Here is a 24,832-nt window from a genome sequence, read left to right as displayed (position 1 = left end):
TCGCGCGGACAGTTTCTACGCCATCCCCGCCTATGCAATCGTCAATGGGGTGGTGGGCGCTCGAGTCGATCTGGTGCTTGGCCTACTGCGTCAATGTCTGGGGGGCAGCGTTCAAGCTAGCGATGGAGAATGGCGAGACCGCGGTTTCGCTCGATCGGGTCGCCAACTCCTACATCGGCATGGGACTGTTCCATTGGGCGGTCAATAATCTCGCTAACGGAGGCGATGAGCCGTGGACGCATGAAAATACGCCGGACTTTCCTTATGACGTCGTGGGCCAGCCCTTTGACGAGAATGTAAGCTCGACCGAAAGCGTCTTCCTGGGCGCTGTCGGGTGGATCCTCCTGCACGAGCTTGCCCATATCGATCACAAGCACGGCGATAACCCGGATGTGCACGCTAAGGAGGAAGAAGCGGACCGAAGCGCCACGGAATGGCTTTTCAAGGACGCGCCATTTGGAACGGTCAATGACAGGTTCACGGGTCTCGCCACCGCCCTGCTTTACATGTGGATCCGCGAAGACCGGATGCTGGCGCCAGATGGCGACCACCCAACAGTCTCCAATCGGATCGAAGCCGCTATCCGCAATGCGGGCTTGATCGACAATGCATGGTGTCTTTGCGTTTTCGCCGCGATGATGGACGCACACGAGCAGCGCTACGGCTCAGGGCATCCGGTCGCATCCCTTACAACGTTCGATACGTGCAAGGACTATGTCGACGCGTGCCTTGAGACGAGGAGGACCAGACAGAGCGCTTAGCCGCTCTCGACGCAAACCTTTCCCGCCCACTGTCGGCCATTATCGACCGCGCCGAACCGATATTCTCCAATGATCTGAGTGCCCATCTTTGTCCTCTGTGGGGCACCATTTGCAGAAACCGCAGAAAAGCGCGGGTCTCTGCGACCCCATAGTGGACTATCTGAGAACCAGAGCCGATCGACCGACAGCTTAGCGCCCTAGTTCGGTCATCCAATGCGATCACCAAATTTTCCGAAAGCCGCCGTTCGGTTTGGTCGGTGGTTGAGGTCCGCGGATCGTGAGTTTCCTTCAGTCTGCTCGCACTAAGAATATGGAAAGCAGCATTTCGTAAAATCGCATAGGTGATGGGTCCTGCCCCCATCGGCCTGTGTCGCCGTTTACGCGCCCGGTGTCCGCGAGGCGCGTGACAGCACATTCAATATGAGGAACGCGCTGGTCAACGCGGTCAGGACCAGCAGCAGCTCGACTGCAAATATCTCCCGGTTTTCTGGAAGCAGGCCTGCCTGCAATCTCCCGAACACCTCGTTTGCCAGCGCCGGCTGCGATCCACCGAGATAGGAGGCCCTGGTATTTTCGTTCAGCGAGAGCGTGAAGGACAGGATGCCCGAGGCGGTGATCGCCCCCCAGTTTATCCATCGCACTACGTGCATCGCGACTGACGACGGCGTCCGGCCTAGCTCGAATGCGCCTTCGATGACGCTGCGTCCGATCGACGCGTTGGCGAGCATCAGGCTTCCGGTCGTAAACGGGACGACCCATACGAGCTGGGCGATGCCTGCGAGGAAGGGAGCGCCTTCCTCCACTCCCGCCAGCTTCGCCACCTGCAGCAACCCGAGGGAGAAGACCTCGCCCGGGAGCAGCGCGAGCACCGCCATCGCCAGGAGTATCCGCCGCGCACGTGCGGGATGCCATGTCGTCAGGCTCAACGCGAAGCCGAACGCCATCGCCAGGGTCCCAACAAAGAGCGCGAGTGTCGCCGACCTGCCTAGCGCCGCGAGCAGCTCGGTCGATGTCGCGAGAAGCCCGAAGTTATCCGGGGTCCAGACGCTTCCGTCGGGCGTGGTTCGCCGAAATGCCTCAAGCGATACCGCCACCAGCGGGCAGAGCGTGAGGAGCAGCGCGAGGCCGGTAGAGGCACCCGGCAGTAGGACGACGGCCAGATCCACCCCCGATCGTGCCGCCCGGCGCCTCGGTGCCGGCCCACTCGGGGCGTGGGGGGGGCGTCAGACCGATGACCCGGCGCGGAGCTCGGCTCGCTCGCTGGAATCGCCCAGATGGCGAGGACCGGCAGTGCAACGCCGAGCGCGAGCACCAGCATCAGCACGCCGAAGGCCATCAGCGCAGGGACGCCGATATTTGAGAGAGGACGCGATCGTCAGCATGCTCGAGCGGGTCGGACCATCGAGGAACTGCGGCTCGGCGGACGCGAACAGACAGAGCAGGAACGTCATGCACGTACCGAAGGCGACTCCGAGCCGTGCACGCCCCAGTGTCATCAGTCGGAAGATGTGTCCCGGCGAGCCGAGTTCGCGGGCCGCTCGCCATTCGCTGCTGTCGGTCCTGGGCAGTGCTGCGAAAGTACTCATGACCGAGGTCGGCAGCGTGGCGGAAACCAGGCCGACGAGAGCGGCGGCGTGGTTGTAGCGCAGCCCCTCGATGGGGGCGCGACCCGATAACAACGTCCAGGCTCCGTTGACAAGGCCGGCCGGCGAGAGCGCCAACTGCCAGCCGAAGGCGCGGAGCATATCGCTGACAAGCCACGGCGCGAGCATCAGCGCAAGCAGCAGAAGCTGGACCGATTGGTTCTTGAGCTGCCGGACCTGAAATGCCGTCGGCACGCCCAGCGTGACCGCGATCGACGTGGCGATGGCCGCCCGGAAGAACACCTGGGAGACTTCGACGACGCGTGCCGGATCCAGCACGACCCTATATCCCTCCAGTCCCAGGTGATCACCGTCCAGCGCCGTGAAGCTGAACACCACCGCCGCCATGAGCGGTGCCAGCCCGAGGACGAGTAGTGACATCCCGGCCGCAAAGGTCGCCGGCCGGGTTGCCATCCGGCCTAGTGAACTGGCGTGGACCGTGTTCATGGCACTGATCAGGCGCTTCTGAACCGGCTCCACCATTCCTCGTAGAGACGGTAGTTGTCGGGGCGGACATTCTGCCAGAAGATTGGACCCGACAGCTTCTGCTGGACGTGCGTCAGCGTCTCATTGATTTTCGCGCTGTCGGGCAGCGCGTTTCCACGCGCGAAGTCGATGGTCGATGCATTCGGAACGGCGTAGCCCCGTGAGGACGCCATGTCGGCGCCGTAGCGTCCGCCATGCAGCCAGTTCGCGACCTTGTGGCAGGCGTCGACGAGCCCCCGCTTCTCCGCGCCGCGGTGGAGCAGAAGGTCGATCGACCAGCCCTCGTATCCCTCCTTCGGGACGGCGTACTTGGCGTTGATACCCTGATCGACGAGCGCTTTCACAACGGGCTCCCAACCGGTCATGACCCAGACCTCGCCGCTGCGCAGCACCTCGACGCCCTGTTCCCATCCGTTCCAGAGCGTGCGGAACTGCCCGCCCTTCTTCTTGTCGGAGAGGAACTTCATCACGCCCTTCAACTCCCCCTCGGTCAGGTTGCCGGGATCGCCGATGGTCAGCTGGCCGCTCTGCTTGAGGTAGATGGCGGTGAAGATCGCGCTGTTGGTCCAAGTGTCCTCCATCGCCGTCCTGCCCCGCAGGCGCGGATCGAAGACCGCCGCGTAGGAATCGACGACGCCTCCCTTGTAGCCCGTAACGGACTTGATGCGATCGGGCAGGTAGATCATTGAATCGGCGTTCACCACGAGCGGGATGCCGTATTGCTGCCCTTTCCAGCGCGTGTGCTCGATCGACTTCGCCCACTGCCACGCGGTCGACCAGTTCGGAACCTTCGACATATCCCAAGGGAGGATGGTGCCCTTCTCGGCCAGCACGGCCTCAGCGCCGCCCAGCAGCCCACCGAGATCGTAGTCGGCGGCCGCGGTGCCCGCGATCATCTGCGCGATGACCGACCGGCATCGTTGCCGTTGTCCTTGAACATCAGTCGAGCGTATTCGTCCTCAAGGAGCTTGGCCCAGCCCTTGGCGCCGATGTCGAGCGTCCCCGTGCCGAAGAGCCGGATGTCGAAGTTGGACGTTGTTCGCGTACAGCCTGGCCCGATGAGCGCAATGCCGGGGAGTGCGACCATCGCCTGCAGTATCCGCCTGCGCGACAGGTTCATCTCCATGGCTCTTCCCTTCGATCCTCAATTGGCACGAATGAGACCGCGTCCTGCGCGATCGCGAAGCGGACCTCCGCGCCTGGCAGCAGGCCGGTGGGAAACAGTCGCCCGAGCGTCACCCCTGTAAGCGTCAGGTGATCCCCGATCCTCAGCGTGAAGCGCGTCATCGCGCCAAGGCTCGCGACCGAGGTAAGCATTGCGCCCTGATTCCCTCCATCTGGCTGTGGCTGGAGGATGACCGCGTCGTGCGGGATGAGGGCGATGCACGTGCCCACCTCTGACAGGTCGCCGGACTCCAGCGGGGGGAGGTGGATGTGCGAGAGGAACGATCCGTCCTGTTCCAGTCTGACCGCCACGAGGTTGTGGTTGCCGAGTATTTGGGCGACCCGAGCCGAGCCAGGTCGGCCGAGTACCGCGGTGGGATCGCCGAACGCAAGCAGCCGCCCTTCGTCCATCACGCCGATTCGGTCCGCCACAAGGCAGGCGAAGTCGAGGTCGTGGCTCACCAGGACGACCGGCAGGTCGGGCCGGGTAATCCGCAGGCGGCGTAGCAGCTCGTGAAGGGCGCCACGCTGCAGTTGGTCGAGCGCGGCCGTCGGCTCGTCGAGCAGGAGGAGATCCGGTTCCGCCATCAGCGCGCGAGCGATGGCGACGCGCTGTTGCTCGCCTCCGCTCATCAACCGCGGAAGTCGCCCGGCGCAATGCTCGATGTCTAGCTCGCGCAGTTGCTGGGCGGCGAGCCAAAGCCGCTGCGACTTCGTTCTGCCGACGAGCCGGTGTGCACCCTCCGCCACGTTCTCGAGCCCGGTCAAGTGCGGGAAAAGCCCGAAGTCCTGAAAGACCGTCACGATGCCGCGACGCTCGGTTTGCTGACCAGACACGTCTAAACCGTTGAGCCTCACGGCCCCCGTGGCCGGGATGTGGCCCGCGATCGCGCGAAGGAGTATAGTCTTACCGGCACCGCTGGGGCCGACGATCGCCGTCACGCCCCGCGCAGAGAATGAGACGTCGTGGAGGTCATTCGCGCGGAAAAGCGCGCTGGTCGAACGCTTGCCGCCCGCCAAATAGGACAGGCCATCGACGGCCAAGGGGGGCACATCGTCGTCGGGAACGACCGTCACGTGACGAAGGGCGAGCGAGGCGAAGGCCTCCAGTCGCCCGAGGAAGCGCGGCGGCTCTGCGCGCTGGACGCGCGCACCATCGAGCAGAAACGGGGCGCGCTCAGGCTGGTCTCTCCCGTGCGCGGCTTCTTCCGGCCGTGCACTGGCGCGCACCTTCAGCGGACGGGTGAGATCGGCGCGGTCGTCTTCAGGAAGGTGCGGCTCAGGGACGGAGAGCTCTCGATCAATTACGAACTGGGCTAGCAGCCCTTAGTGGGGCCCGGGCGAGCAGATGCTCATCCAGTAGCAGGACTCGCCGCCGACCGCCGCCCAGTCGTTCATGATTACGGTGTTGGTGTCGCAGCCGCGCGAAGTTGTGACCCCTTAAGCGACAATGGCTAGCGCGGCAGCACGGCCCGAAAACAGTAGGCCCGCTAACGGCCAAGGTAGAGCCGTTCACGTGCTCAACCTGGCGACGTCAGCTTTAATGTGCCGCAATTCCAAATGTCGACAGGCAGATAGCGGCCCCTTATCGGCCGCGCCGAACCGATATTTTCCAATGATCTGATTGCCCATCTTAGTCCTTTGTGGGGCACCACTTCCCGAAACCCGCAGAAAAGTGGCGTTTTGGTCGACCCCATAGAGGACTATCTGAGAACCGGCGCGTGTGAATGATTTCCGTGCGCTGTGCAGGCGTCATTCCTGATCCCAGAATGCCGTCATGAGCCCGGGAGATGAGCGGGGCGCATCTTCTTTGAATCCAAGCGTCGGGTCGGACGAATAGTAAGAAGTCAGCCGTTGTCGCATGTCGCGATAGGCGGTGCTGCCGTGCTCCAAGTCGTAAGGCGCTGCCTGCAGCCCTGTATACCAAGCCATCCCGGCGTGCATCCTCTTGAGATATCGAATTAACTCAAGGCCGTGCCGGTTGCCGGCGGCTTCTGGTTCAGTTCGGATCGCAATGATGCCGATGAAGCCCGACACGAACGGCTCGTCTTCACCATGGCGGCCTATCATAGATCGCCTTCGTTTCCGGACTTCTTCGGCGAGGCCAAAGGCGAAGGCACTATGCTCATCGAAGGCCGCAACCAGATTGTCGGCCCGACTGATTTCGAAACACGCTTCGGCCCACCGCAGGCAATCCAAAGTGCATAACAGTCGACCGTCTTCGGCCTTCCCCACGACCGTGATGGTCTGCATAGCGGGTCGATCATAGTCCGGCCAGCAGATCGCTTCGATGTTCATGTCCATGGTTGAGCGGGCTTCCAGCGGGAGCAACCGGAATGCAACCGGTCGCGGCGCTCGATATTGAGCCGAAGGCTCAGATTAGTTCAATGACAACCGATGTCGGAACGCCCGCAGGCTCGATCGCGACTGTACGCCGCGCCAGAGTTTTCACGATCTCTTCTACGAAATAGTGCCTCATGTCGTCCGGGAGATCGCCAGAGACGATCTTGATGGTGACCCTGGCGAGCATATCGCGGTCGATTGCTCGGCGGAGTATTCGCTCGGCGTCGACGGCCAGAATCAGCGAGACAGCCGAGACCATCTCCGGGAGAGTGGCAAGGTCGATATATTTTCTGCTTCTGTACAAAAGCAAATCGCTGAAGCTGGCTTCCAGCACCGCTTTGCCCGATATGTTATAGATCGACCTGTGCAAGGTTATGCACGTCCCCCAGAACTCCGTGGCACTGATGACAGCAACGGCCGCACGGCCATCAACGCCCGGCCGCTTGATCGTTTTGGGTCGCCATGGGAAATCTCTAAGGTCGTCGCCAGACGCGGCGATTCGCAACGCTCGAGGATATTCTGGAAACAGCTGCCTGCATTGGTCGGTCCAGCCGCGAAAGATATCGTAAGGCGAAACGGTTCCCCATCGGTCATCGCCTGCCACCCATCTAGCATCCATCGGCTGAAGCGGCGCGGGTGTGAGATCAGGCGCGACTGGCAAGGGATCGATGGTGTTCAGTCGCCCATTGGATTGTGGATGGAGAGGCACGATGTCGTCGTCGACACGGCCGCCCCGCGCGCGATCGTAGATGAGCCTGCAGGGCACTCCGAGCGAAGCCAGATCGTCCATTCCGTCTTTCGCGCCCGCCAACAGGGGGTGCCGACGAGCACCGAAGATTGCTCGGCGATATAGCCAGTCGATCCGATTCCATGGCCATGCCCAATCCCGCGGTGCGTCCGGGAAGTTTGTCAGATGTGTTTTGGCCTGACGGACTTGCGCGTCGAGGTTTTCAAAGCGCTCCGAACTTGACCTAGCTATGGCCAGATCGATGTCGCCAACGGCGGCCTCATCTCTCATCAAGCTCCCGAACAACCAGACTTCGTCGACCCGGCTAATCGCTTCTGGATCGTGATTGAGCTGGTCCACTCGCTCAAGAAAGCTATCAAGCACCACCTTCGCCTTTTCCAGCGGGGTGCGCGGCACCACCTTAGAGCGGACTAGGGTCAGTCCGGCCTCGGTAACTTTTCCGGTGGCGCGATCGATCAAACCACGATCTAGGCTTTCCTCATAAACAATCGCGCCGTCCCTACGGTGAGGAAACACGTTTTTGAGGTCAATCAGGCTGGCAGGGCTTATTGTTCGAAGATAGCCCGAAAGGGCGTTCTTAAAGGTCGATGTTCGGTAGCCTGCGATCCGTAGGTCGCGATCAAATGAGATGCCCATTCAGTGCTCGTGATCAAATGTATCGCATCCAATTGCCACAGCCCAGGGCCGTTGTCGCTACGCTTAAGGACAACCCTAGCAACGGCTGACGCAAATTCTCCAATGATCTGAGTGCCCATCTTTGTCCCCTGTGGGGCACCATTCCCGAGCAGAAGAGGGCACCGTCGGTGTCTGATCATCGGGGTCTTCGCCGACCGCGATTTCGAGCGGCTTGATTGGCCGCTGTTGGTGATCGTGCCGGGCGCGACGACCATTCTGTCGATGAACCGGCGGGCATAGCCCTGCCGCAGGATCTGGTCATCGGAGCGCAGCTTGCGGAGAATGACATCGCCGGACGGCCCGATCGCTTCGGACGTGACGCGACGATCGGTGGCGACAACTGTCGCTCGACCAGCACGATTTCCTGTTCGAGGTCGGCGCGGCGGGTGCGCCGGGCGGCGAGGCGAGCCGTGACTTCGGTGTCGCGAGCGCTGGCCACGCCCTGTTCGATGACGTCGAACATGTTCTGGATCGCGCCCTCGTCCCGCCTCCGCTAGGTCCGCAACGCCTTGAGATGCGCCTGCCGCTCGCGCGTCGCGGCCGACCTGTCGTCGAGAAGATTGGCGAGCAGTGGGTAAGACGGTCGGGCCGCCACAGCCACTCGGCCATCGCGTCGACCTGATCGTCTCGGGAGGCGGGCAGGCCCAAGGCATCGCCGCGGACCTGCCCCGACGTGCAACGCCGTGCCGCGACGCCGGATGCACGGCGCGGCTCGCGGCAGCGGTGCGCCCGGCCGACCGTGAAGGTCAGCGACTGGGGCACGACTAGCGCTCCGTTTTTGATATCGCCAAGACGAGTTTGGTATGTCCTTCGGAGCCTCCGCGCCGGTTACATGTCCGGCATAATAAACGTCGGAGGGGGGAGGATCGTGGCGCCATTGACGGCATTTAATGGATCGCCGCTTCGCTTTCTGGCGTGCGGTGGGGCGGCGACCGTCACGCTCCTGGCGTCGCTAGACCTCCCGCAAGCCGATGCTCACGCCCAGAAGCCTGCCGCACCTTCGGCCGCCGTTCGGTCCGCCGGATGCGAGGGCGCCCGCGATCTTGCGCTGCGCGGCGGCAAGATCGTCACGCTGGCGACACCGGCCATCGTTTCGGAAGTCGTCATTCGGGACGGACGCGTCGTCCATGTCGGCCCCGGCGGCCGCGCCGGCTACACACCCTGCACCAGGGTGATCGACCTGAAGGGGCGCACCGCGATCCCCGGGCTGATCGACGGCCATATCCATTTCGTCACCTGGGGTTTCCGGCCCGGGCGGGACGTCCGACTCGATCTCGCCGACGGGCTCGCCGATGTCCGCCGCGCGATTGGCGAGCGTGCCAGAGGCGTTCCCTCCGGCGAATGGATCACCGCGGTCGGCGGCTGGTCGCGCACGCAGTTCGCCGAGAACCGGCTGCCGACCCGCGCCGAGCTCGACGCGGCCGCGCCCGCCAATCCGGTGTTCCTGTGGGAGCGCGACGGACAGCCCGCCGTCGTCAACACGCGCGGGGCGCAGTTCCTGGCGGCAAGGGGCATCGCCGCCGCCGCCGACGGCACGATCGCCGCCGCCGCCGGCCAGGCCGCGATCGCCTATTCGGCGCTGGCGCGCACCCAGACCGACCCCGAGCGCGGGACGGCCGAGGCGTTGGCGCATCTCGCGACGCTCGGCGTGACGACTGTGTCCGACATGGGCGTGAACGCGGCCCCCGAAGGCAATCGGCCCCCGGAGAGATCGTGGCATTCGGGCCATGTCGACGTCGATACCGCCTATGACCCCGTGCTGGCGCTGGCCCGCGCGGACCGGCTGACGGCACGCGTCCGGATCAGCTTCATGGATACGCCCGACGGTCCGCCGCACGACGCGCAACGGCTGAGGTACCAGTTCCCGCTGTTCGGCAACGACATGATCAAGACCTTGTGCATGGGGGAGTTCATCACGCCCGATGCCGCCAAATATCCCGAAGCCGCGCTCGCCGTGGCGCGGCGCGGCGGCTGGTGCCACGAACAGCATGTGATGGGGCGGGCGGAGATCGACAAGTTCGTCGCCGCGTGGGAACAGGTCGACGCCAAGGTGCCGCTCGCCGGGCGTCACTGGCGGCTCGCGCATGTGTTCGGGATCGACGACGATGCGCTCGCTCGGCTGAAGGCGCTCGATGCCGGCGTCGATATTGCCGCGATGCTGTATGCCACGGGCAATCAATTGCCCGGCCCTTCGCGCGAGATCCGCTATCGGTCGATCGTCGCCTCGGGCGTGCCGGTCGGCGGCGTTTCCGACGGGCCCAATTACATGCCGATCGACCCCTGGGTGCATATCGCGCTGATGGTGCGGGGGACGGACAGCCTCGGGCGCCGTGTCGTCGCGCCGGACCAGACCTTGTCGCGGATGCAGGCGCTGGCGCTCTACACCCGCAACAACGCCTGGTTCATGGCCGACGACCGCTTCGGGTCGATCAGGCCGAAGGCGTTCGGCGACATCGTCGTGCTCGATCGCGATTATCTGACGGTGCCCGACGACCAGATCCGCCGGATCCACGCGGCGATGACGATCGTCGACGGCAAGGTGATCTACGGCGATCTGGCGCCGGGCCGCGCCGGACGCAGCCACACGCCGGGAACCAACTAGAGCGACACCAGCATGTCGCCTCACAGGGAGAGGATATTATGACAACAACGACATCACGGGCCGCGTTCCTGGCCGGGGTGAGCGCACTGGTGCTGTCGCCCGCCATGGCCAGCGCGCGGGCCGCCGCGCCCCAGACCACCGCGCCGGCTCAGCCCGCGCCCGATCAGCCCGCGCCCAATCAGCCCGCGACAGACGGCCGGCAGGACACCACCGCCCCGATCACCACCCCAGCCCCCGCGACCGCCCCTCCCGCCGCAGCCGCCCCCGCCGATGCCGCGCCGGCCGGCGATGTCGTCGTCACCGGTTCTCGCATCGCCCGCCAGGGCTATGCCGCGCCGCAGCCGCTGACCATCACGTCGGCTGCGGACATCGCCACCACCGCCAGTCCCAACGTCGCGCAGTATCTCAATACCCTGCCCGTCTTCGCCGGCAGCATCTCGGCGCAGGGCGGGCAGACCGGGGTCGGCATCGGCCTGTCGGGCGCCAACGTGCTCAACCTGCGCAATCTCGGCACGCAGCGCACGCTGGTGCTGCTCGACGGCCAGCGCTCGGTCGGGTCGCTCATCACCGGCGCGGTAGACATCGACACCTTTCCGCAGCAGCTCATCCAGCGCGTCGAGGTCGTCACCGGCGGCGCGTCGTCGGTCTACGGGTCGGATGCGGTCGCCGGTGTCGTCAACTTCATCCTCGACAAGAAGTTCTCCGGCCTGAAGGGCGAGGTCTCGGGCGGCCTGACGAGCTATGGCGACGACCGCAACTACCGGATCGCGCTGGCGGCGGGGTCCGACTTCGCCGGCGGGCGCGGCCACGTCCTGCTGTCGGGCGAGCACGTCTTCGATCCCGGCGTGCCCGAAGGCGTCGGCAAGCGCACCTGGAACGCCGACGGCTATCAGGACATCATCAACCCCACCTATACCGCGACCAACGGCCAGCCGCAGCATCTGCTGCTGCGCCAGGTCGGCATGGCGAGCAGCACTTTCGGCGGCATCGTCGTCTCTGGCCCGCTGATGGGCACCGCCTTCGGCCAGGGCGGGGTGCCGTACAAGTTCACCTATGGCGACATCGTCTCCTATCCGTTCATGCGCGGCGGCGACTGGCAGGCGACCGAGATCCAGCGCACGCCTTTGGTCTCGCTGACCCCGCGCGAGAACCGCAACAACGTCTTCGGGCGCGTATCCTACGATCTGAGCGACGCCATCAGCGTGTTCGGGCAGGCGTCGTGGTCGCGTTCGACGGTGATCGGGCGAGGGTCCAACTCGTTCCTGCCGGGCACCGCCGGGCCGCTGATCCGCGCCGACAACGCCTTCCTGCCGGCGTCGATCCGGGCGATGCTGACGCCGACGCAGACGCTGCAGATCGGCACGCAGAACCTCGACATGGGCCCGATCATCGCCAACAACACGCGGACGGTGCAGCGCTACGTGATCGGCGCGAACGGCAGGTTCGGCGCGCTCGGCACGCGCTGGAGCTGGAACGGCTACGTCCAGTTCGGCGTGTCGGACAATGACAACACGACCTTCGGCAACCTCAATCGCGCGAAATACCGCCAGGCGACCGACGCGGTCTTCGCACCCGCCGGCATCGCCGGGGTGACGCCCGGGGCGATCGTGTGCCGCTCGACGCTGACCGCGCCGACCGACGGCTGCGTGCCGTACAACGCGCTCGGCATCGGCGTGAACAGCGCCGCGCAGCTCGCCTATGTCCAGGGCAGCTCGTCGCAGCAGCTGCGCCAGCGCCAGCAGGTCGAGGCGGCGACGATCCAGGGCGAGCCGTTCTCGACCTGGGCCGGCCCGGTCTCGATCGCGCTGTCGGGGGAGCATCGCTTCGAATCGATCCGCGGCGTCGCCGATCCGATCAGTCTCACGGCGGGCTGGCTCGCCGGCAATTTCTCGAACATCTCGGGCCGGTATCAGGTGACCGAGGGGGCGGCGGAAACACTCGTGCCGCTCGCCAAGGACCTGAGCTGGGCGCGCAGCCTGGAGCTGAGCGGCGCGGTGCGCGTGACCGATTACTCCACCTCCGGAACGGTCACGACGTGGAAGGTCGGCGGCGTGTACGAGCCCGTCACGGGCGTGCGCTTCCGCGCGACGCGATCGAGGGACATCCGCGCGCCGTACCTGAACGAGCTCTACGCGCAGGGGTCGGTCGCGGCGGCCAACGTCTTCGATCCGTTTACCAACACCTCGCCGTCGATCCGCTCGACCAATACCGGCAACCCGCTGCTGACGCCGGAAAAGGCCGACGGCACCACCTTCGGCCTCGTCCTCCAGCCGGCCTTCGCGCGGGGCTTCAGCCTGTCGGTCGATTACTGGTCGGTGAAGATCAACGACGGCCTGGCGAACACGGTAGCGCAGGATATCATCAACCAATGCTTCCTCGGCAACCAGAGCTATTGCAACCAGATCCAGCGCACCAACAACGTCATTACCTTCGTCACCGGCGGCGCGTTCAACCAGGCGACGCAGAAGGTCCGCGGTATCGATATCGAGGCGGGTTACCGCGTGGCGCTGTCCGATCTCGCGGCATCGCTGCCCGGCACCGCGTCGATCCACACCAACATCACGCGCTATCTGGAGAACCGCACCGACAACGGCCTGACGCCGGCGACGATCAGCAGCTCGCTCGGGCTGCTGCCGCGCACGCTGGTGACGACCACCACCCTGTCCTATGAACTGGATACGCTTCGCGCGGCGCTGGTCGCGCGGACGTCGTCGGCCGGTCCGTTCAACCCCAACGGCATCACCTGCACCACCGGCTGCCCCGCCTCGACCACCCAGAACCCGACCTACAACTACAACCGCCTGCCGGGCGCCTTCTACCTCGATGCATCGCTCAGCTACGGGTTCAAGGTCGGCGGCGCGACGATCGAGGCGTTCGTCAACGTCCGCAACCTGCTGAACCGCGATCCCGCCGACGTGCCCAACGCCAACCAGTATTTCGCGGTGCGTACCAACAGCGCCATCTACGACGTGCTGGGCCGCGTCTACCGCGCCGGCCTGCGCTTCACGCTCTAGGCATGGCGACGGTCGCGCGGCAACGCTACACCAGGGTCGCGGTCGTCCTGCACTGGACGATCGCGGCGCTGATCGCCCTGAACCTGGCGATCGGCTGGTTCATGGAGGATCTGGCGGAGCCGTGGCGGACGATCGTCGTCCGCCTCCACCAGTCGTCGGGCATGACGGTCCTGGCGCTGACGGTGGCGCGGATCGCGTGGCGCCTGACCCACCGCCCGCCGCCGTTCGATCCGCGCGTTTCGGTCGGCGAGCGGCGGACGGCGGCGGTCGTTCATGCCGTTCTGTACGTCGCGATGCTCGCGATCCCGCTGTCGGGATGGGCGCTGATCTCCGCCAATCCGCCGCGCTACGAGACGCCGGTGGCCGGCCAGGGGCCACGCCAGAAGTACATCATGCTGTGGGGGATGATCCGGCTCCACCCGATCGCGCCGATCCAGGCGATCGCGGCGGCGCCGGGCGGCGTGGCGCGGCAGCATGTTCTGCACGACCGCATCGTCGGCGCGCACAGGATCGCGGGCTATGGGTTGCTCGCGCTGCTGACGCTCCACGTCCTCGCCGCGCTGAAGCATCAGTTGCTCGACGGGCAGGCGGCGTTGTCGAGGATGGGCATCGGTCGTGCGCGCAGCGACGACGCGCTCGGGCTCGAGGGTTAGGCGCGGGCGGCGTGCCGCCCCGCACCGCAGCATATTGGCCGCCTACGCACCATCGGATACGGATATATCATGATCAATGCAGCGATCCGCGACAAGGCCGCCATCCGGGACGTGATCGAGAATTGGGTACTATGGCGCGATAGCGGCGATTGGGAGGCGTTCGCCGGCGTGTGGCATTCCGACGGCGTGATGATCGCGACCTGGCAACAGTCGCGCGCGCAGGATTTCATCGCGGCGTGCAAGGCCGGATGGGAGAATGGCGTCGACGTTTTCCACGCCCTGGGAGGATCGGCGATCGAGCTCGCCGGCCGGCGCGCGATCGCGCAGACCCGGATGACGATCAACCAGCGCGCGACGGTCCACGACGAACGGGTCGATGTGACGTGCATGGGGCGTTTCTACGATTTCTTCGAGCAGCGCGACGAGCGCTGGGCGATCGTGCTGCGCCAGCCGATCTATGAGCGCGACCGCATCGACCCGGTCGATCCGTCGGCGAGGCTGACGCTGGACGACACGCTGCTTGCCCGCTTTCCGGCGGGCTATCGTCACCTGGCCTATCTGCAGACGCTGCAGGGCATGAACGTCAAGACCGACCTGCCGGGCACGCGCGGCGCGGGCGTCGAGCAGCTGTATGCCGACGGGGCGGCGTGGCTGCGCGACGGCCGCCTGCCGCCCGCGACCGGGCCACGCTAACCGGGGTGACCTTGCCCGCCGAGATCGCCGCCGCCGGGTACGAGCTGCGCATGGTTGGCGGCCGCGCGCCGGAACAGGTCGCACAGATGCTCGGCGGCCGGCGTGAGCGGCAGGCCGGCGCGCCGTACGCAGCAGATCACGGGGGCGGGCATCCGTTCGCGCACCATGATGCGTTCGACCAGCGCGGTCGCGGCCACGACGTGGAGCCATTGTTGCGGCAGCATCGCCAGCGTGTCGGACGCGGCGACGGCGACGAGCATGCCGACCGCGGTTTCCGCCTGGATGCCGATCCGCGGCCGCGGCAGGCCGAGGCTGTCGAATAGCGGCGCGAGTTCGGCTTCGCCGACCAGCGTGATCGAGGTGGTGACCCAACTGGCGGCCGTCAGTTCGACCAGCGATGTCGCACCGCGCAAGGGGTGCCCGGCGCGGCACACGACGACCTTTTCGTTGCCGAACCATCGTTCGACCAGCAGCTCGACCGGCTGGACGTGTTCGGCGAGCGGGCCGACGTAGAAATCGATCCGGCTCGCCTGGATGTCGGCCTCCATCGACGGAAACAGGCCTTCGGACAGCTTGACCAGGACGTCCGGGAAGCGCTGGCGGAAGGCGTCGAGCACTCTGGGCAGCAAGGCGATATAGGCGACGGTCGACAGGCCGACCGAAACGGTGCCAATGCCGAACCCCTTCAGCTGCTCGATTTCCGCGCGCGTCCGCTCCATCTCGAGCTGGATGGCGGTGGCCCGGCGCAGGAAGGCCTGTCCCATCGGCGTCGGCACCATCCCGGTCACCCGCCGTTCGAACAGCGTGACGCCGAGTTCATGCTCGAGCTCGCGGATGCTGCGCGAGATGTTGGGTTGCGGCACGCCGAGATACCGCGCCGCGCTGCGCAGGCTGCCGCATTGGGCAACCGCGACGACATCGCGCATGTGGTTCAGCTTCACGACGATCTCTACCTTGCCCACGATGGTCGACACGGGGGACGGACGCGGCGACCTCAATCATCTTCCGGGTCTGCTGGCAATCTGCACGGACGGACGATCCGGCGCACGAAGCGCTTCGAGGCGCGCCCGCGTGAATGGGCATCGCGGCGGGTGGGGAGGGCCCCTCGCCGCGGCCGATAAGAAACAATGGCAATTGCAGCCAGGCGTTGCTAATCCGGTAACATCATGAAGTTGACCAATATCCGTGACTTGGTTGCAGTTGCCGAGTTCGGGGGGCTCCGCCGCGCCGCGCGTCATCTCGGCGTGGCCCAGCCCGCGATCAGCCGCAGCATCCGCGACCTGGAGCACGAACTGGGGGTGACGCTGTTCGAGCGCGGCGCGACCGGCATGGTCCTGACGCCGATCGGCGCGGCCTTCGCACGCCGCGCCGCCGCCGTGCAGCTCGAGATCGAGCGCGCGCGCGACGAGGTCAACCAGCTGAAGGGTGCCGGTGGCGGCAGCGTCGCGATCGGCCTGTCCACGGCGCCGCACGTGTCGCTGCTGCCGCGCGTCCTGGCGCCCTTCCAGCGCCGCTTTCCCGACGTGCGTCTCAAGCTGGTCGAGGGACTGTTTCCGGCGATGGAAGCCGAAGTGCGCGAGGGCTCGATCGACTTCTACGTCGGCCCGCTCGCGGAGGACAGGCTGGCCGGCGACTTCACCGTCGAGAAGCTGTTCGACAACCGCCGGGTCGTGCTCGGGCGACGCGGACATCCGCTCAGCGGGGCCAGGGGATTGTGCGACCTGATCGGCGCGCGGTGGGTCGCCACCTCCGTTACCACCAACAGCGAGGCGGAGCTCAACCCGATCTTCGAACAGCGCGGCTTGCCCGCCCCCGTGATCGCGGTTCAGGCGCAAAGCGCGCTCTCGATGATCACCGTGGCGGCCACCACCGACATGCTCGCGATCCTGCCGCGCCAATGGCTGGGGTTCGCCCATGCCACCCGGCTCCTGACCCACATCCGCCTCGACGAGGACCTGCAGGCACCGGCGATCTGCATCGTCAATCGGTCGAAGCTGCCGCTGACCCCGGTCGCGCAGCATCTCTGCGACCTTTTCCGCCGCGCCGCCCTCAATCAGGAGCCGGAACCGCCCGATCTCGCCGCCGATCTGCTCGATCTGGGTTGACGGTCGCTGGCGGTCGCGCGGATCGCCATGCGTCCCGACACGGCCATCGGCGCGGCGACCGCGTCAGTGGATCGTCGTCAACTTGCGCGCTCGGGCTGCCGCTCCAGCGATGTCGGCGATTTCCGGTCCTCGGAAGGGTGGCTTCCCGCAAGGCGATCCCATCCCGCCGCAAAGGCGAGGATGCCCTCCGCCCAGCTGTTCCCGCGCCACGCCACGAACTGGTCCGGGCGCACCAGCGTGAGAGAGCAGGGATAGCGGTCCGCCGCCTCGTCGACGCTCAGGTCCACCACGACGAGCGGTTCGCCCTGTGCCGAGGCCTCGGCGACGGCGCGGCGGGCATCGGCCGGGTCGGCGTCCGGACGGCATAGCAGCGCAAAGCCCTTGCCGAACGCGTCGTAGAGCGAACTGGCGTCCGCGCGCCATGCGTGGGGGGCAAGACAGCCGGGGCGGCTGGAGGGTTCGTAGACCCGCGCATCCCCCCCGCCGGGAGCCGCCGGCGCCGGCTCGGTGGCAATGATCGGCGACGCGGCATAGCAACCACCGAGCACGGTCCCGAGCGTATGAAACTCGCGCTCCTTCGCAGCGTAGATCCGCTTGCCGACCGCCGCGCGCAGCGCGTCGCCGTCCTCGCCGGGCGTCTCCAGCCCCTCCGACCAGAAATCGTTCGACAGCACCGCATGATTGGCGGCGGCTTCGGCGATCACCTCCTCGTGGATCGCACGCCGCTCCGTCTCGTAGCTGTCCAGCAGCGCCGGACCGCCCCAGCCCTGCAGCACCGCCGCGATCTTCCAGCCCAGGTCGACGCCGTCGGCGACGCCCATGTTCATGCCGTATCCGCCGAACGGGGGATGCAGGTGGCAGGCGTCGCCGATCAGGAAGACGCCGCCCTGCCGGTATCGATCCGCGATGAGGCTGCTCGCCACCCACTCGTCGCTGCTCCGGATTTCGTAGGACAGGTCGATCGCGGTCGCCTCGCGGATCAGCGTCGCCGCATTCTCCCGGGTGATCGTGAAGCCCTCGGGCAGCCGGGTCGGCATGAAGAACCAGAGGTCGTCCTCGTCCATCGGCCCGATCAGGCTCGGCGCGGCGGGGTTGACCTGCCAGTACATGGTCGCCTGTCCGTGAGGATGGGCCCGGGCGAGGCCGGGTGCCCTGAACACGATGTTGTAATTGCGTGACAGCCCGTATTTACCGCTCATCGTGGCGCCGATCAGGTCGCGCACGGCACTGCGCGCGCCATCGCCGCCGACCAGGTAGCGGCAGCTTACCCGGCGCTCCGTTCCGTCCGTCACGTCCTCCAGCACGACGTCGACCCCATCCGCGGACTGGTCGGCGGACTTGAACGCGGTGTTGAAGACGATGCGGACCGACGGCAGTGTCTCGGCGTGCTCGCGCAGCACCTGCTCGAGCTTGTACTGGGGCACCCACTGGCCGTGCTCGGGATAGAAGTCGTTGCGCGCGGGGGCGCAGTTAGACGCGTTCTCGATCGTCGCCAGGCCGAAGCCGCCGAGCCGCGTCACGAACTTGACGTCGGAGGGATAGTCGATCCCGAAGGGGGCCACCGACGCCAACTTGTCCGCGATACCCCAGCGGCGCAGGTGGGTCCGGGTCCGCACGTTCGTCGTCTTGGCGCGCGGCGCGTAGCCGACCCGATCGTTGCGTTCGACCAACAGGCAATCGACCCCGCGCGAGCCGAGCTCGATGGCCAGCGCAAGCCCGCTGGGGCCCGCGCCGATCACCACCACCGCGTGTTCAGCCGCCTCGCTCATCGAATCGCATCGCCCCCACGTCCAGGTCGGCCGACGCCCGTTCGTCCGCCCGCCCCAGCTTTTCTTCCTATTGGCTCACGACTAGCGAAGGTCGCCAAGGTCCGAATGATGGCAAATCCGGCAAGGCGTTGCTCGACTGGCATCACGAATGGGCCCGTCCCCTCGTTGGCGGCGGTGACGGGCGCGCCGGCGGTCGAGCGAGCGCGATCTGGGCCTTGCGCTCGCGCCGGTGCCGCGGAACGTGGGTTCGCGAACGCCATCCGGAGCAGCCTGCCATGCAATCACGCCATCTCGTCACCGCGAGCCTGCTGGCCGCCGCCTGCGCGACCGTATCCGCCGCGCAGGCGCCGGTGATCCCCGCCAACCTGGACACGGCGGTGGTGCCCGAGACCGTGGCCGATCTCGGGCGGGGCGTGCACGTGATCACCGGCGCGCTGAACAACACCACGGTGGTCGAAGGACCGCGCAGGCTGATCGTCATCGATACCCAGTTTGCGCCGCGTTACCAGGCGATCGCCGCGCGCATCGCCGCGATCTCGACCAAGCCCGTGCTCTACGTGGTCAACACCCATTACCATTACGACCATACCGGCGGGAACGCGCAGTTCCGCGCGCATGGCGCGCGCATCTTCGCCCAGGCGAACGTCGCCCGGCGGATGGCCGCGCCGCCGGTCAACCCGCTCACCGGCCTGCCCGACGTGCCGGCGTCGCCGGACGCGCTGCCGACGGAGTCCTATGCGACCTCGCAACGATCGATGACGCTCGGCGGCGTCGCGGTGCGGCTGATCCACCCGGCGCGCGCGCATACCGATGGCGACACGGTGCTGGTGCTGACCGGCCGCGACGTGATCGCGACCGGCGATATCGTCGGCAACCACTATCCCAATATCGACGTCGCGGTCGGCGGCGGGATCGACGGCGTCATCGCAACGACCACGGCGATCATCGCGCTGCTGGACGATCGCACCCGCGTCATTCCCGGCCACGGCCCGGTGCTCGGCAAGGCGGACGTGATCGCCTATCGCGACATGTTGCGGACGGCCCGCGATCGTATCGCGCGCGCCAAGGCCGCCGGCATGACCGAACAGCAGGTGCTCGCCGCGAACCTGCTGGCCGATCTCGACGCGCGCTGGAAAGGCCCCAGCCCGATGGCGAACCGCTTCCCGGTCAACGTCTACCGGTCGCTGCCCTGACGGTCAGCCGGGCGCTGCCGCGGCCTGCGCCCACAGGTTCCACGCGCGATCGATCTGGCCATCGTTGGCGCGCGCGGCCGCGGCCGCCTCCTCCGCCGTCAGATAGATGGCCGGACCGAGCGCCGCCGCCTGCGTCTGGACGCGCGCCGCGACCTCCAGATAGACGGCGCGGAACACCGCCTGGCGCAGCGTCGCGCCGACCACCGTGGCGCCGTGTCCCCGCATCAGCACCGCCGCATGAGGGCCCAGCGCCGCCGCGAGCGCCGCGCCGAGCGGGCCGGAACGAATCAGCATATCGCTCCCGCCGCCCGCCGTGTCGCGGATCTCGAACACCGGGGCCCCGTCGCCGAGAAAGGCGGCCATATGATAGCTCGCGCGCAGCGGGGCGTCGCGCACGATCCCGAAGGGAATGACCGACGGCGAATGGCTGTGGACCACCGCCGTCACATCGGCCCGCGCGCGATAGATCGCCGCGTGGATGAACCGCTCGATGAAGGCAGGCCGGTCGTCGTCCAGGACGGCGCCATCGCCATCGACCGTCATCAGGTCGTCGATCGTCACCTGCGCGGGCGCCAGGCTGCGGGAGATCAGAAAACGGGCGGGGTCGCCGGGATCGCGGACGCTGACGTGGCCGAAGCCGTCCACCACCTCGCGCGCGGCGAGGATCCGGTTGGCCGTGACCAGTTCGCGGCGGATTTCCTGCGGGTCGGTCACGACGCCCCTCCCTCGACCCAGGTCCGCGCGATGAGTGATTCCAGTTCGGGTACGGCGGCCGCGACCTGACCCGGGGCGAAGCGGGCGGCGACATATCTGTCCGGGCGCAGCAGCAGCAGCATGCCCGCGTGGTCCGCCAGCTCGGGCGCCCACCCGGTCGCCACCGCGACCCGCCGCCCGAGCAGCGCGGTCCAGCCCGCCCCGAGCGCCACCGCGTCCACGCTCCGCTGGTCCAGCCCGACCCCGAGCAGGACGAAGTCGCCGCCGAGCAGTTCGTCGAGCAGCGCACCTGCCTGCGGGCCACCGCGGAGGCGGGGTTGCGGCAGCATCCGGCCCACGACGCCGCGGCGCGACGGCATCGTGCCGGCCACGAAGCCATCCTCGAAGCGCGGCGGCGGCTTGTAGCGCATCTCGGCGAACCACGTCCGCGCCGCCGGCCAGCGCGACAGCAGGCCGAAGGCGGCGCGGTGCAACGCACCGTGTCCCCGCGTGCGCGGCCCCATGATCGCGCCCATCCGTCGCGCCAGCCTGATCATCTCCCCGACATGCGCGCGACGCTCCGCCGGATAGGTGTCCAGCAATCGGGGTCCCAGCCGGCCCTGCACGATGGCGGTCAGCTTCCAGCCGAGATTGGCGGCATCGCGAATGCCGCTGTTCATCCCTTGCCCGGCGAAGGGGGGCGAGAGGTGCGCGGCATCGCCCGCCAGCCAGACCCGCCCACGGCCCCACACATCCGCGATGCGCGCGTGGAAGCGATACACGGTCTTGCGGACGACCTCGCTGCCGGGCGCCGCGCCGTGCGCGCGGACGAGCCTGGTGAGGTTCTCGTCGGCAAGCAGCGTCGCCTCGTCCTCGCCCGGCAGCACCTTGAACTCGTAGCGTCGGGTGCGGTCGGGGCCCGGGAGCGCGATACCGGGCCGTCGCGCGTCGCAATACACGATCGTTTCGGGGCTGGGCGCGGGCGAGTTGACCAGGTCGATGATGAGCCAGCGCTCGTCGGCGGTGTCGCCGACGAGGCGGGCGCCGAGGGCTTCGCGCACGCCGCTGCGCGCGCCGTCGCAACCGACGAGGAAGTCCGCGTGAACGGTCAGGTCCTCCCCGTCGGCGCGGCGCAGCCGGATCGACACCCGGCCGCGGGCATCCTCGAACCGCTCCAGCGTGCAGCGGAACAGTGTCGTCACGCAGGGGAAGCGCGCCAGCCCCTCGCGCAACTGGGCCTCGAACACAGGCTGGCGAAAGGCGTTGCGGCGGGGGTGGCCGTAGGGCTGCGTCCGGGGCTTCACCCGCAGGAACACGCGGCCGCGCGGAGACCGGTATTCCGAGCCGTAGCCGCCGACCACCCCGGCCCCCACGCGGTCGAGCAACCCCAGCGCCTGCACGGTGCGCAGCGACTCGTCGTCGATCGACACGGCCCGCGGCTCGCCTACCGTGGCGTCATTGGCTTCGACCAGCAGCGTATCGATCCCGGCGGCACCGAGCAGGTTCGCCAGCACCAGGCCGGTCGGCCCCGCCCCGACGATCACGACCCGATGGTCGACGCCGGAGCCCTCGGCGGGGCCCGCGCCGGGAGGGGCCGCACCCGGGGCAAGCCCGTCGACGGTCACGGCCTAACGCGCCCGGGCGATACGGTTTTCCAGCACGCCAATGCCGTCGATCTCGACCTCGACGACGTCTCCGACCGCCATGAACACCGGCGGCTGCCGCTTCGCGCCGACCCCGCCCGGCGTGCCCGACACGATCACGTCGCCCGGACTGAGCGGCGTAAAGGTAGAGATGTATTCGATCAACCGCGGCACGGAGAAGATCATGTCCGCCAGCGTCGCGTCCTGCATGATCCGGCCGTTGAGGCGGGTCTGCAGCCGCTGCGGGCCGAGCGCGCCGAACTCGTCGGGCGTCACCAGCCACGGGCCGAACGCGCCGGTCTCGGGGAAGTTCTTGCCGGGCGTGAACTGGATGGTGTGGTTCTGCCAATCGCGGACGGAACCGTCGTTGTAGCAGGCGTAGCCCGCCACGTGCGCAAGCGCCGAGGCGGCCGGGATGGCGCGCCCGCCGGTGCCGATCACCACCGCCAGCTCGCCTTCGTAATCGAGCCGGTCCGATACGGACGGCATCAGGAGAGGTGCGCGATGCGCGGTCTGCGAGTCGGCGAAGCGGATGAAGATCGTCGGGTTCGCCACCTCGGCGCGGCCGGTTTCCTTGCGGTGATCCTCGTAGTTCAGACCCACGCACAGGATCTTGCCCGGATGGGGAATGACCGGACGCCACACGATCTCCTCGAGGCCAGCCGTCGGCGCACCCGATACCATTCCGGCATCGCCCAGCGCGCCGGCCTCGATCGCGTCACGAATGGTGGCCCAGCGCTCATGCAAAAGGCTTACGCGGCCGCCTGCGACCAGTCCCCAGCTGTCATGGCCCTTTACCGAAAAACTAGCGAAACGCATCATCTTTTCCCATCTTTCGAGAAACGATACTGTCCGTCCGACGGCTTGGCAACGGGCTCAGCCGCCGGCGACCGGCCGCTCCATCGCCTTGCGGCCCAGCTCGCGCTCGATCGCGCGCGCCGCCCGCGCGACGTCGCCGAGCACCCGCTCGGCGGTCTGCCTGGGCAGGGCCGCCGTCGGCCCGGCCACCGTGATCGAACCGATCACGCCCGCGCCGACCGCCATGACGGGCGCGGACACCCCGCGCATTCCGACGTCGACCTCGCCGCTCGTGATGCAGCCCATGCTTTCCCGCTGGATGCGCAATGCCCCGCGCACCGCCGCCCAGTCGTCGCCGAGGCCGGCGCGGCCGAATCCCTTGGGGGTGCGCCGGTAGAGATCGCGCACCTGGCGCGTCGGCAGGTTCGCCAGAATCACGCGGGACGCGGAGCCCGCGAAGAGGGGCATCGGCCGTCCGCGCTCATAGCCGATCGCGAACGGCGGGTCATCGACCGCGGCCTGAGCGACGCACATCACCTGCTCCCCGAAGAGACGGCAGAGGAAGGCCACCGAGCGCCCTGGGACCAGGCGCGCGAGCCGATCGAGCTCGCCCGTCGCGGCCAACACGAGCGGATCGGTCAGGCGCAATTGCCGGTCGTAGCGGATGATGGTCGGCCCCAGGCCATAGCGCGCGCCCGCGAGCCCGGCGAGAAGCCCCCTCCGGCTGAGCTTGCCGAAGTAACGATAGACCGTACTGACCGGCACCCCGAGTTCGGCGGCGGCCTCCTCCACCGACCAGTCCGGCCGCCGGATCGTGAACAGGTCCAGCACCGCCAACAATCGATCGGACGTGGACAAGCGGGCACCCTCCTTCGCACGCACATCGAGTTGGCGTTGCACGCACACTGCGCGACGGCAAGCACTGACCTTTCCCAAGCCGACCGTATCGTGTATTCTCACCCACTGATAAATATTCCGGAGATTAGCTGGATGCTCGGTGCACGTCATGCCGCTCTCGATGCCTCGCTGAGAGAGATATCGCTACGGTCGCCCGATCCCGCCGCGCTCGCCGACTTTTACCGGCGGGCGTTCGGGTATCGGTTCTCGAAGGACGATCACGGGCTGCTCGGAATCGCTGCGAAACGCCGCTTGCGTATTGTCGAGGGGGGTGCCCGCACACTGGACTATGCCGGCTTCGGCCTGGCCGGCCCGGCGGAGGCGGAGGCGCTTCGGTCCCGACTCCGTGCCGCGCGCGTCGCATTTCGCGAACAGGCCTGGCCCGGGTTCGGTGCCGCCGCGATCCGGTTCGAGGATGTCGACGGCAACGGCTTCGTGTTCGGCGTGCCGGAGGATCCCGCGGGCGGTGGCGAGGAGAGCGAGACCGGCCGCCGGCCCGCGCGGTTGCAGCACGTCGTGTTCGCGACCACGGACATCGGCCGTCTGCTCGACTTTCACCTGCGGGTGACAGGGTTTACCCTGTCCGACCGCGTCGTCGACGAGGAGGGCGGGTTGCGCACCGCGTTTCTACGGTGCAGCCACGAGCATCACAGCCTGGCGATGTTCACCACCGCCGAACGGCGGCTCGACCACCATTGCCTCGAAGTGGGCGACTGGGGCCTGATCCGCGACTGGGGCGACCATTTCGCGAGCGTGCACATTCCCCTCAAATGGGGGCCGGGACGTCACGGTCCCGGTAACAACCTCTTCATGTTCGTCCACGACCGCGACGGCAACTGGGTCGAGCTGTCGGCCGAACTCGAACAGGTCGCGCCCGATCGCGCGGTCGGCGAATGGCCGCACGAGGAGCGCACCCTCAACAGCTGGGGCATCGGCTTGCTGCGCAGCTGAA

At 67.2% G+C, this 24,832-nt stretch carries 22 protein-coding genes; 9 read left to right on the top strand and 13 right to left on the bottom strand.

The features are described 5' to 3' along the window. Nucleotides 1-32: 32 nt before the first annotated feature. Nucleotides 33-761, top strand: coding sequence for a phage exclusion protein Lit family protein (locus tag ACFE7K_RS10455; protein WP_375398133.1), 729 nt, complete (start codon nucleotides 33-35; stop codon nucleotides 759-761). Nucleotides 762-1,138: 377 nt separating this feature from the next. Here the strand turns inward: ACFE7K_RS10455 and ACFE7K_RS10450 are convergent, their stop codons facing one another. The 5 genes from ACFE7K_RS10450 to ACFE7K_RS10430 are packed head-to-tail and all read right to left on the bottom strand — an operon-like array spanning nucleotide 1,139 to nucleotide 5,131. Then, nucleotides 1,139-1,927 (bottom strand): ABC transporter permease, encoded by a 789-nt coding sequence (locus tag ACFE7K_RS10450; protein ID WP_375398132.1) that lies wholly within the window; start codon nucleotides 1,925-1,927, stop codon nucleotides 1,139-1,141. A gap of 57 nt (nucleotides 1,928-1,984) precedes the next feature. Continuing rightward, a complete protein-coding gene (locus ACFE7K_RS10445; RefSeq protein ID WP_375398131.1) occupies nucleotides 1,985-2,851 on the bottom strand; it encodes a hypothetical protein in 867 nt (288 codons plus the stop codon). Between the two features lie 8 nt (nucleotides 2,852-2,859). Next, complete coding sequence (locus tag ACFE7K_RS10440) at nucleotides 2,860-3,786, bottom strand: PotD/PotF family extracellular solute-binding protein (protein WP_375398130.1); 927 nt, start codon at nucleotides 3,784-3,786, stop codon at nucleotides 2,860-2,862. Beyond that, entirely contained in the window at nucleotides 3,783-4,016 is a 234-nt protein-coding gene (locus ACFE7K_RS10435; RefSeq protein ID WP_375398129.1) for a hypothetical protein, read from the bottom strand. The genes ACFE7K_RS10440 and ACFE7K_RS10435 overlap by 4 nt, the downstream gene beginning before the upstream one ends. Next, nucleotides 4,007-5,131: an ABC transporter ATP-binding protein gene (locus ACFE7K_RS10430; RefSeq protein WP_375398128.1), complete on the bottom strand. Its 1,125-nt coding sequence runs from the start codon at nucleotides 5,129-5,131 to the stop codon at nucleotides 4,007-4,009. The genes ACFE7K_RS10435 and ACFE7K_RS10430 overlap by 10 nt, the downstream gene beginning before the upstream one ends. Between ACFE7K_RS10430 and ACFE7K_RS10425 the strand changes: the two genes are divergently transcribed. After that, nucleotides 5,132-5,374, top strand: coding sequence for a hypothetical protein (locus ACFE7K_RS10425; RefSeq protein ID WP_375398127.1), 243 nt, complete (start codon nucleotides 5,132-5,134; stop codon nucleotides 5,372-5,374). Between the two features lie 432 nt (nucleotides 5,375-5,806). On the opposite strand, the gene ACFE7K_RS10420 is transcribed toward ACFE7K_RS10425, so the two are convergent. After that, complete coding sequence (locus ACFE7K_RS10420; protein WP_375398126.1) at nucleotides 5,807-6,358, bottom strand: hypothetical protein; 552 nt, start codon at nucleotides 6,356-6,358, stop codon at nucleotides 5,807-5,809. A gap of 70 nt (nucleotides 6,359-6,428) precedes the next feature. Beyond that, on the bottom strand, nucleotides 6,429-7,781 hold the full coding sequence (locus ACFE7K_RS10415) for a hypothetical protein (protein WP_375398125.1): 1,353 nt from the start codon (nucleotides 7,779-7,781) through the stop codon (nucleotides 6,429-6,431). 916 nt (nucleotides 7,782-8,697) lie between these two features. On the opposite strand from ACFE7K_RS10415, the gene ACFE7K_RS10410 reads away from it, so the two are divergent. The 4 genes from ACFE7K_RS10410 (at nucleotide 8,698) to ACFE7K_RS10395 (ending at nucleotide 14,782) form a co-directional block, all read left to right on the top strand. Then, nucleotides 8,698-10,422, top strand: coding sequence for an amidohydrolase (locus ACFE7K_RS10410; protein ID WP_375398124.1), 1,725 nt, complete (start codon nucleotides 8,698-8,700; stop codon nucleotides 10,420-10,422). 38 nt (nucleotides 10,423-10,460) lie between these two features. Next, nucleotides 10,461-13,436: a TonB-dependent receptor domain-containing protein gene (locus ACFE7K_RS10405; RefSeq protein WP_375398123.1), complete on the top strand. Its 2,976-nt coding sequence runs from the start codon at nucleotides 10,461-10,463 to the stop codon at nucleotides 13,434-13,436. Between the two features lie 2 nt (nucleotides 13,437-13,438). Further along, nucleotides 13,439-14,089, top strand: coding sequence for a cytochrome b (locus ACFE7K_RS10400; RefSeq protein ID WP_375398122.1), 651 nt, complete (start codon nucleotides 13,439-13,441; stop codon nucleotides 14,087-14,089). A gap of 69 nt (nucleotides 14,090-14,158) precedes the next feature. Beyond that, nucleotides 14,159-14,782: a nuclear transport factor 2 family protein gene (locus ACFE7K_RS10395; RefSeq protein WP_375398121.1), complete on the top strand. Its 624-nt coding sequence runs from the start codon at nucleotides 14,159-14,161 to the stop codon at nucleotides 14,780-14,782. On the opposite strand, the gene ACFE7K_RS10390 is transcribed toward ACFE7K_RS10395, so the two are convergent. Beyond that, nucleotides 14,779-15,756 (bottom strand): LysR substrate-binding domain-containing protein, encoded by a 978-nt coding sequence (locus ACFE7K_RS10390; RefSeq protein ID WP_375398120.1) that lies wholly within the window; start codon nucleotides 15,754-15,756, stop codon nucleotides 14,779-14,781. The two genes, ACFE7K_RS10395 and ACFE7K_RS10390, sit on opposite strands and share 4 nt — an antisense overlap. Before the next feature lie 192 nt (nucleotides 15,757-15,948). Here ACFE7K_RS10390 and ACFE7K_RS10385 point away from each other — a divergent pair, with 192 nt between their 5' ends. After that, entirely contained in the window at nucleotides 15,949-16,887 is a 939-nt protein-coding gene (locus tag ACFE7K_RS10385; protein ID WP_375398119.1) for a LysR substrate-binding domain-containing protein, read from the top strand. Nucleotides 16,888-16,964: 77 nt separating this feature from the next. Here the strand turns inward: ACFE7K_RS10385 and ACFE7K_RS10380 are convergent, their stop codons facing one another. Beyond that, a complete protein-coding gene (locus ACFE7K_RS10380; protein WP_375398118.1) occupies nucleotides 16,965-18,656 on the bottom strand; it encodes an FAD-dependent monooxygenase in 1,692 nt (563 codons plus the stop codon). Between the two features lie 275 nt (nucleotides 18,657-18,931). On the opposite strand from ACFE7K_RS10380, the gene ACFE7K_RS10375 reads away from it, so the two are divergent. Continuing rightward, complete coding sequence (locus ACFE7K_RS10375) at nucleotides 18,932-19,849, top strand: MBL fold metallo-hydrolase (protein WP_375398117.1); 918 nt, start codon at nucleotides 18,932-18,934, stop codon at nucleotides 19,847-19,849. Between the two features lie 3 nt (nucleotides 19,850-19,852). Here ACFE7K_RS10375 and ACFE7K_RS10370 read toward each other — a convergent pair whose 3' ends face one another. From ACFE7K_RS10370 to ACFE7K_RS10355, 4 genes are read right to left on the bottom strand one after another with little or no spacing between them, the layout of a single operon-like run. Continuing rightward, nucleotides 19,853-20,563: a class II aldolase/adducin family protein gene (locus ACFE7K_RS10370; RefSeq protein WP_375398116.1), complete on the bottom strand. Its 711-nt coding sequence runs from the start codon at nucleotides 20,561-20,563 to the stop codon at nucleotides 19,853-19,855. After that, nucleotides 20,560-22,167 carry a bifunctional 3-(3-hydroxy-phenyl)propionate/3-hydroxycinnamic acid hydroxylase gene (locus ACFE7K_RS10365; protein WP_375398115.1) on the bottom strand — a complete coding sequence of 536 codons (1,608 nt, stop codon included), beginning with the start codon at nucleotides 22,165-22,167 and terminating at the stop codon, nucleotides 20,560-20,562. The genes ACFE7K_RS10370 and ACFE7K_RS10365 overlap by 4 nt, the downstream gene beginning before the upstream one ends. Before the next feature lie 3 nt (nucleotides 22,168-22,170). After that, on the bottom strand, nucleotides 22,171-23,007 hold the full coding sequence (locus ACFE7K_RS10360; RefSeq protein ID WP_375398114.1) for a fumarylacetoacetate hydrolase family protein: 837 nt from the start codon (nucleotides 23,005-23,007) through the stop codon (nucleotides 22,171-22,173). 54 nt (nucleotides 23,008-23,061) lie between these two features. Continuing rightward, entirely contained in the window at nucleotides 23,062-23,841 is a 780-nt protein-coding gene (locus ACFE7K_RS10355; RefSeq protein ID WP_375398113.1) for an IclR family transcriptional regulator, read from the bottom strand. Between the two features lie 132 nt (nucleotides 23,842-23,973). Between ACFE7K_RS10355 and ACFE7K_RS10350 the strand changes: the two genes are divergently transcribed. Further along, entirely contained in the window at nucleotides 23,974-24,831 is an 858-nt protein-coding gene (locus tag ACFE7K_RS10350; protein ID WP_375398112.1) for a VOC family protein, read from the top strand. Nucleotide 24,832: the final 1 nt, after the last annotated feature.

The sequence above is a fragment of the uncultured Sphingomonas sp. genome (assembly GCF_964244265.1).
In the GTDB taxonomy this organism is placed as follows: Bacteria; Pseudomonadota; Alphaproteobacteria; order Sphingomonadales; family Sphingomonadaceae; genus Sphingomonas.
Note: the sequence above shows the minus strand (reverse complement) of the source record. Positions and strands in the feature narration are given on the sequence as shown.

Excerpts from the sequence above, each read along its gene's own strand:
- ACFE7K_RS10350 (WP_375398112.1), top strand. The coding sequence starts at position 23,974 with ATGCTCGGTGCACGTCATGCCGCTCTCGATGCCTCGCTGAGAGAGATA.
- ACFE7K_RS10455 (WP_375398133.1), top strand. The coding sequence starts at position 33 with ATGCAATCGTCAATGGGGTGGTGGGCGCTCGAGTCGATCTGGTGCTTG.
- ACFE7K_RS10395 (WP_375398121.1), top strand. The coding sequence starts at position 14,159 with ATGATCAATGCAGCGATCCGCGACAAGGCCGCCATCCGGGACGTGATC.
- ACFE7K_RS10360 (WP_375398114.1), bottom strand. The coding sequence starts at position 23,007 with ATGATGCGTTTCGCTAGTTTTTCGGTAAAGGGCCATGACAGCTGGGGA.
- ACFE7K_RS10400 (WP_375398122.1), top strand. The coding sequence starts at position 13,439 with ATGGCGACGGTCGCGCGGCAACGCTACACCAGGGTCGCGGTCGTCCTG.
- ACFE7K_RS10435 (WP_375398129.1), bottom strand. The coding sequence starts at position 4,016 with ATGGAGATGAACCTGTCGCGCAGGCGGATACTGCAGGCGATGGTCGCA.
- ACFE7K_RS10440 (WP_375398130.1), bottom strand. The coding sequence starts at position 3,786 with ATGATCGCGGGCACCGCGGCCGCCGACTACGATCTCGGTGGGCTGCTG.
- ACFE7K_RS10420 (WP_375398126.1), bottom strand. The coding sequence starts at position 6,358 with ATGGACATGAACATCGAAGCGATCTGCTGGCCGGACTATGATCGACCC.
- ACFE7K_RS10380 (WP_375398118.1), bottom strand. The coding sequence starts at position 18,656 with ATGAGCGAGGCGGCTGAACACGCGGTGGTGGTGATCGGCGCGGGCCCC.
- ACFE7K_RS10405 (WP_375398123.1), top strand. The coding sequence starts at position 10,461 with ATGACAACAACGACATCACGGGCCGCGTTCCTGGCCGGGGTGAGCGCA.
- ACFE7K_RS10415 (WP_375398125.1), bottom strand. The coding sequence starts at position 7,781 with ATGGGCATCTCATTTGATCGCGACCTACGGATCGCAGGCTACCGAACA.
- ACFE7K_RS10385 (WP_375398119.1), top strand. The coding sequence starts at position 15,949 with ATGAAGTTGACCAATATCCGTGACTTGGTTGCAGTTGCCGAGTTCGGG.
- ACFE7K_RS10375 (WP_375398117.1), top strand. The coding sequence starts at position 18,932 with ATGCAATCACGCCATCTCGTCACCGCGAGCCTGCTGGCCGCCGCCTGC.
- ACFE7K_RS10445 (WP_375398131.1), bottom strand. The coding sequence starts at position 2,851 with ATGAACACGGTCCACGCCAGTTCACTAGGCCGGATGGCAACCCGGCCG.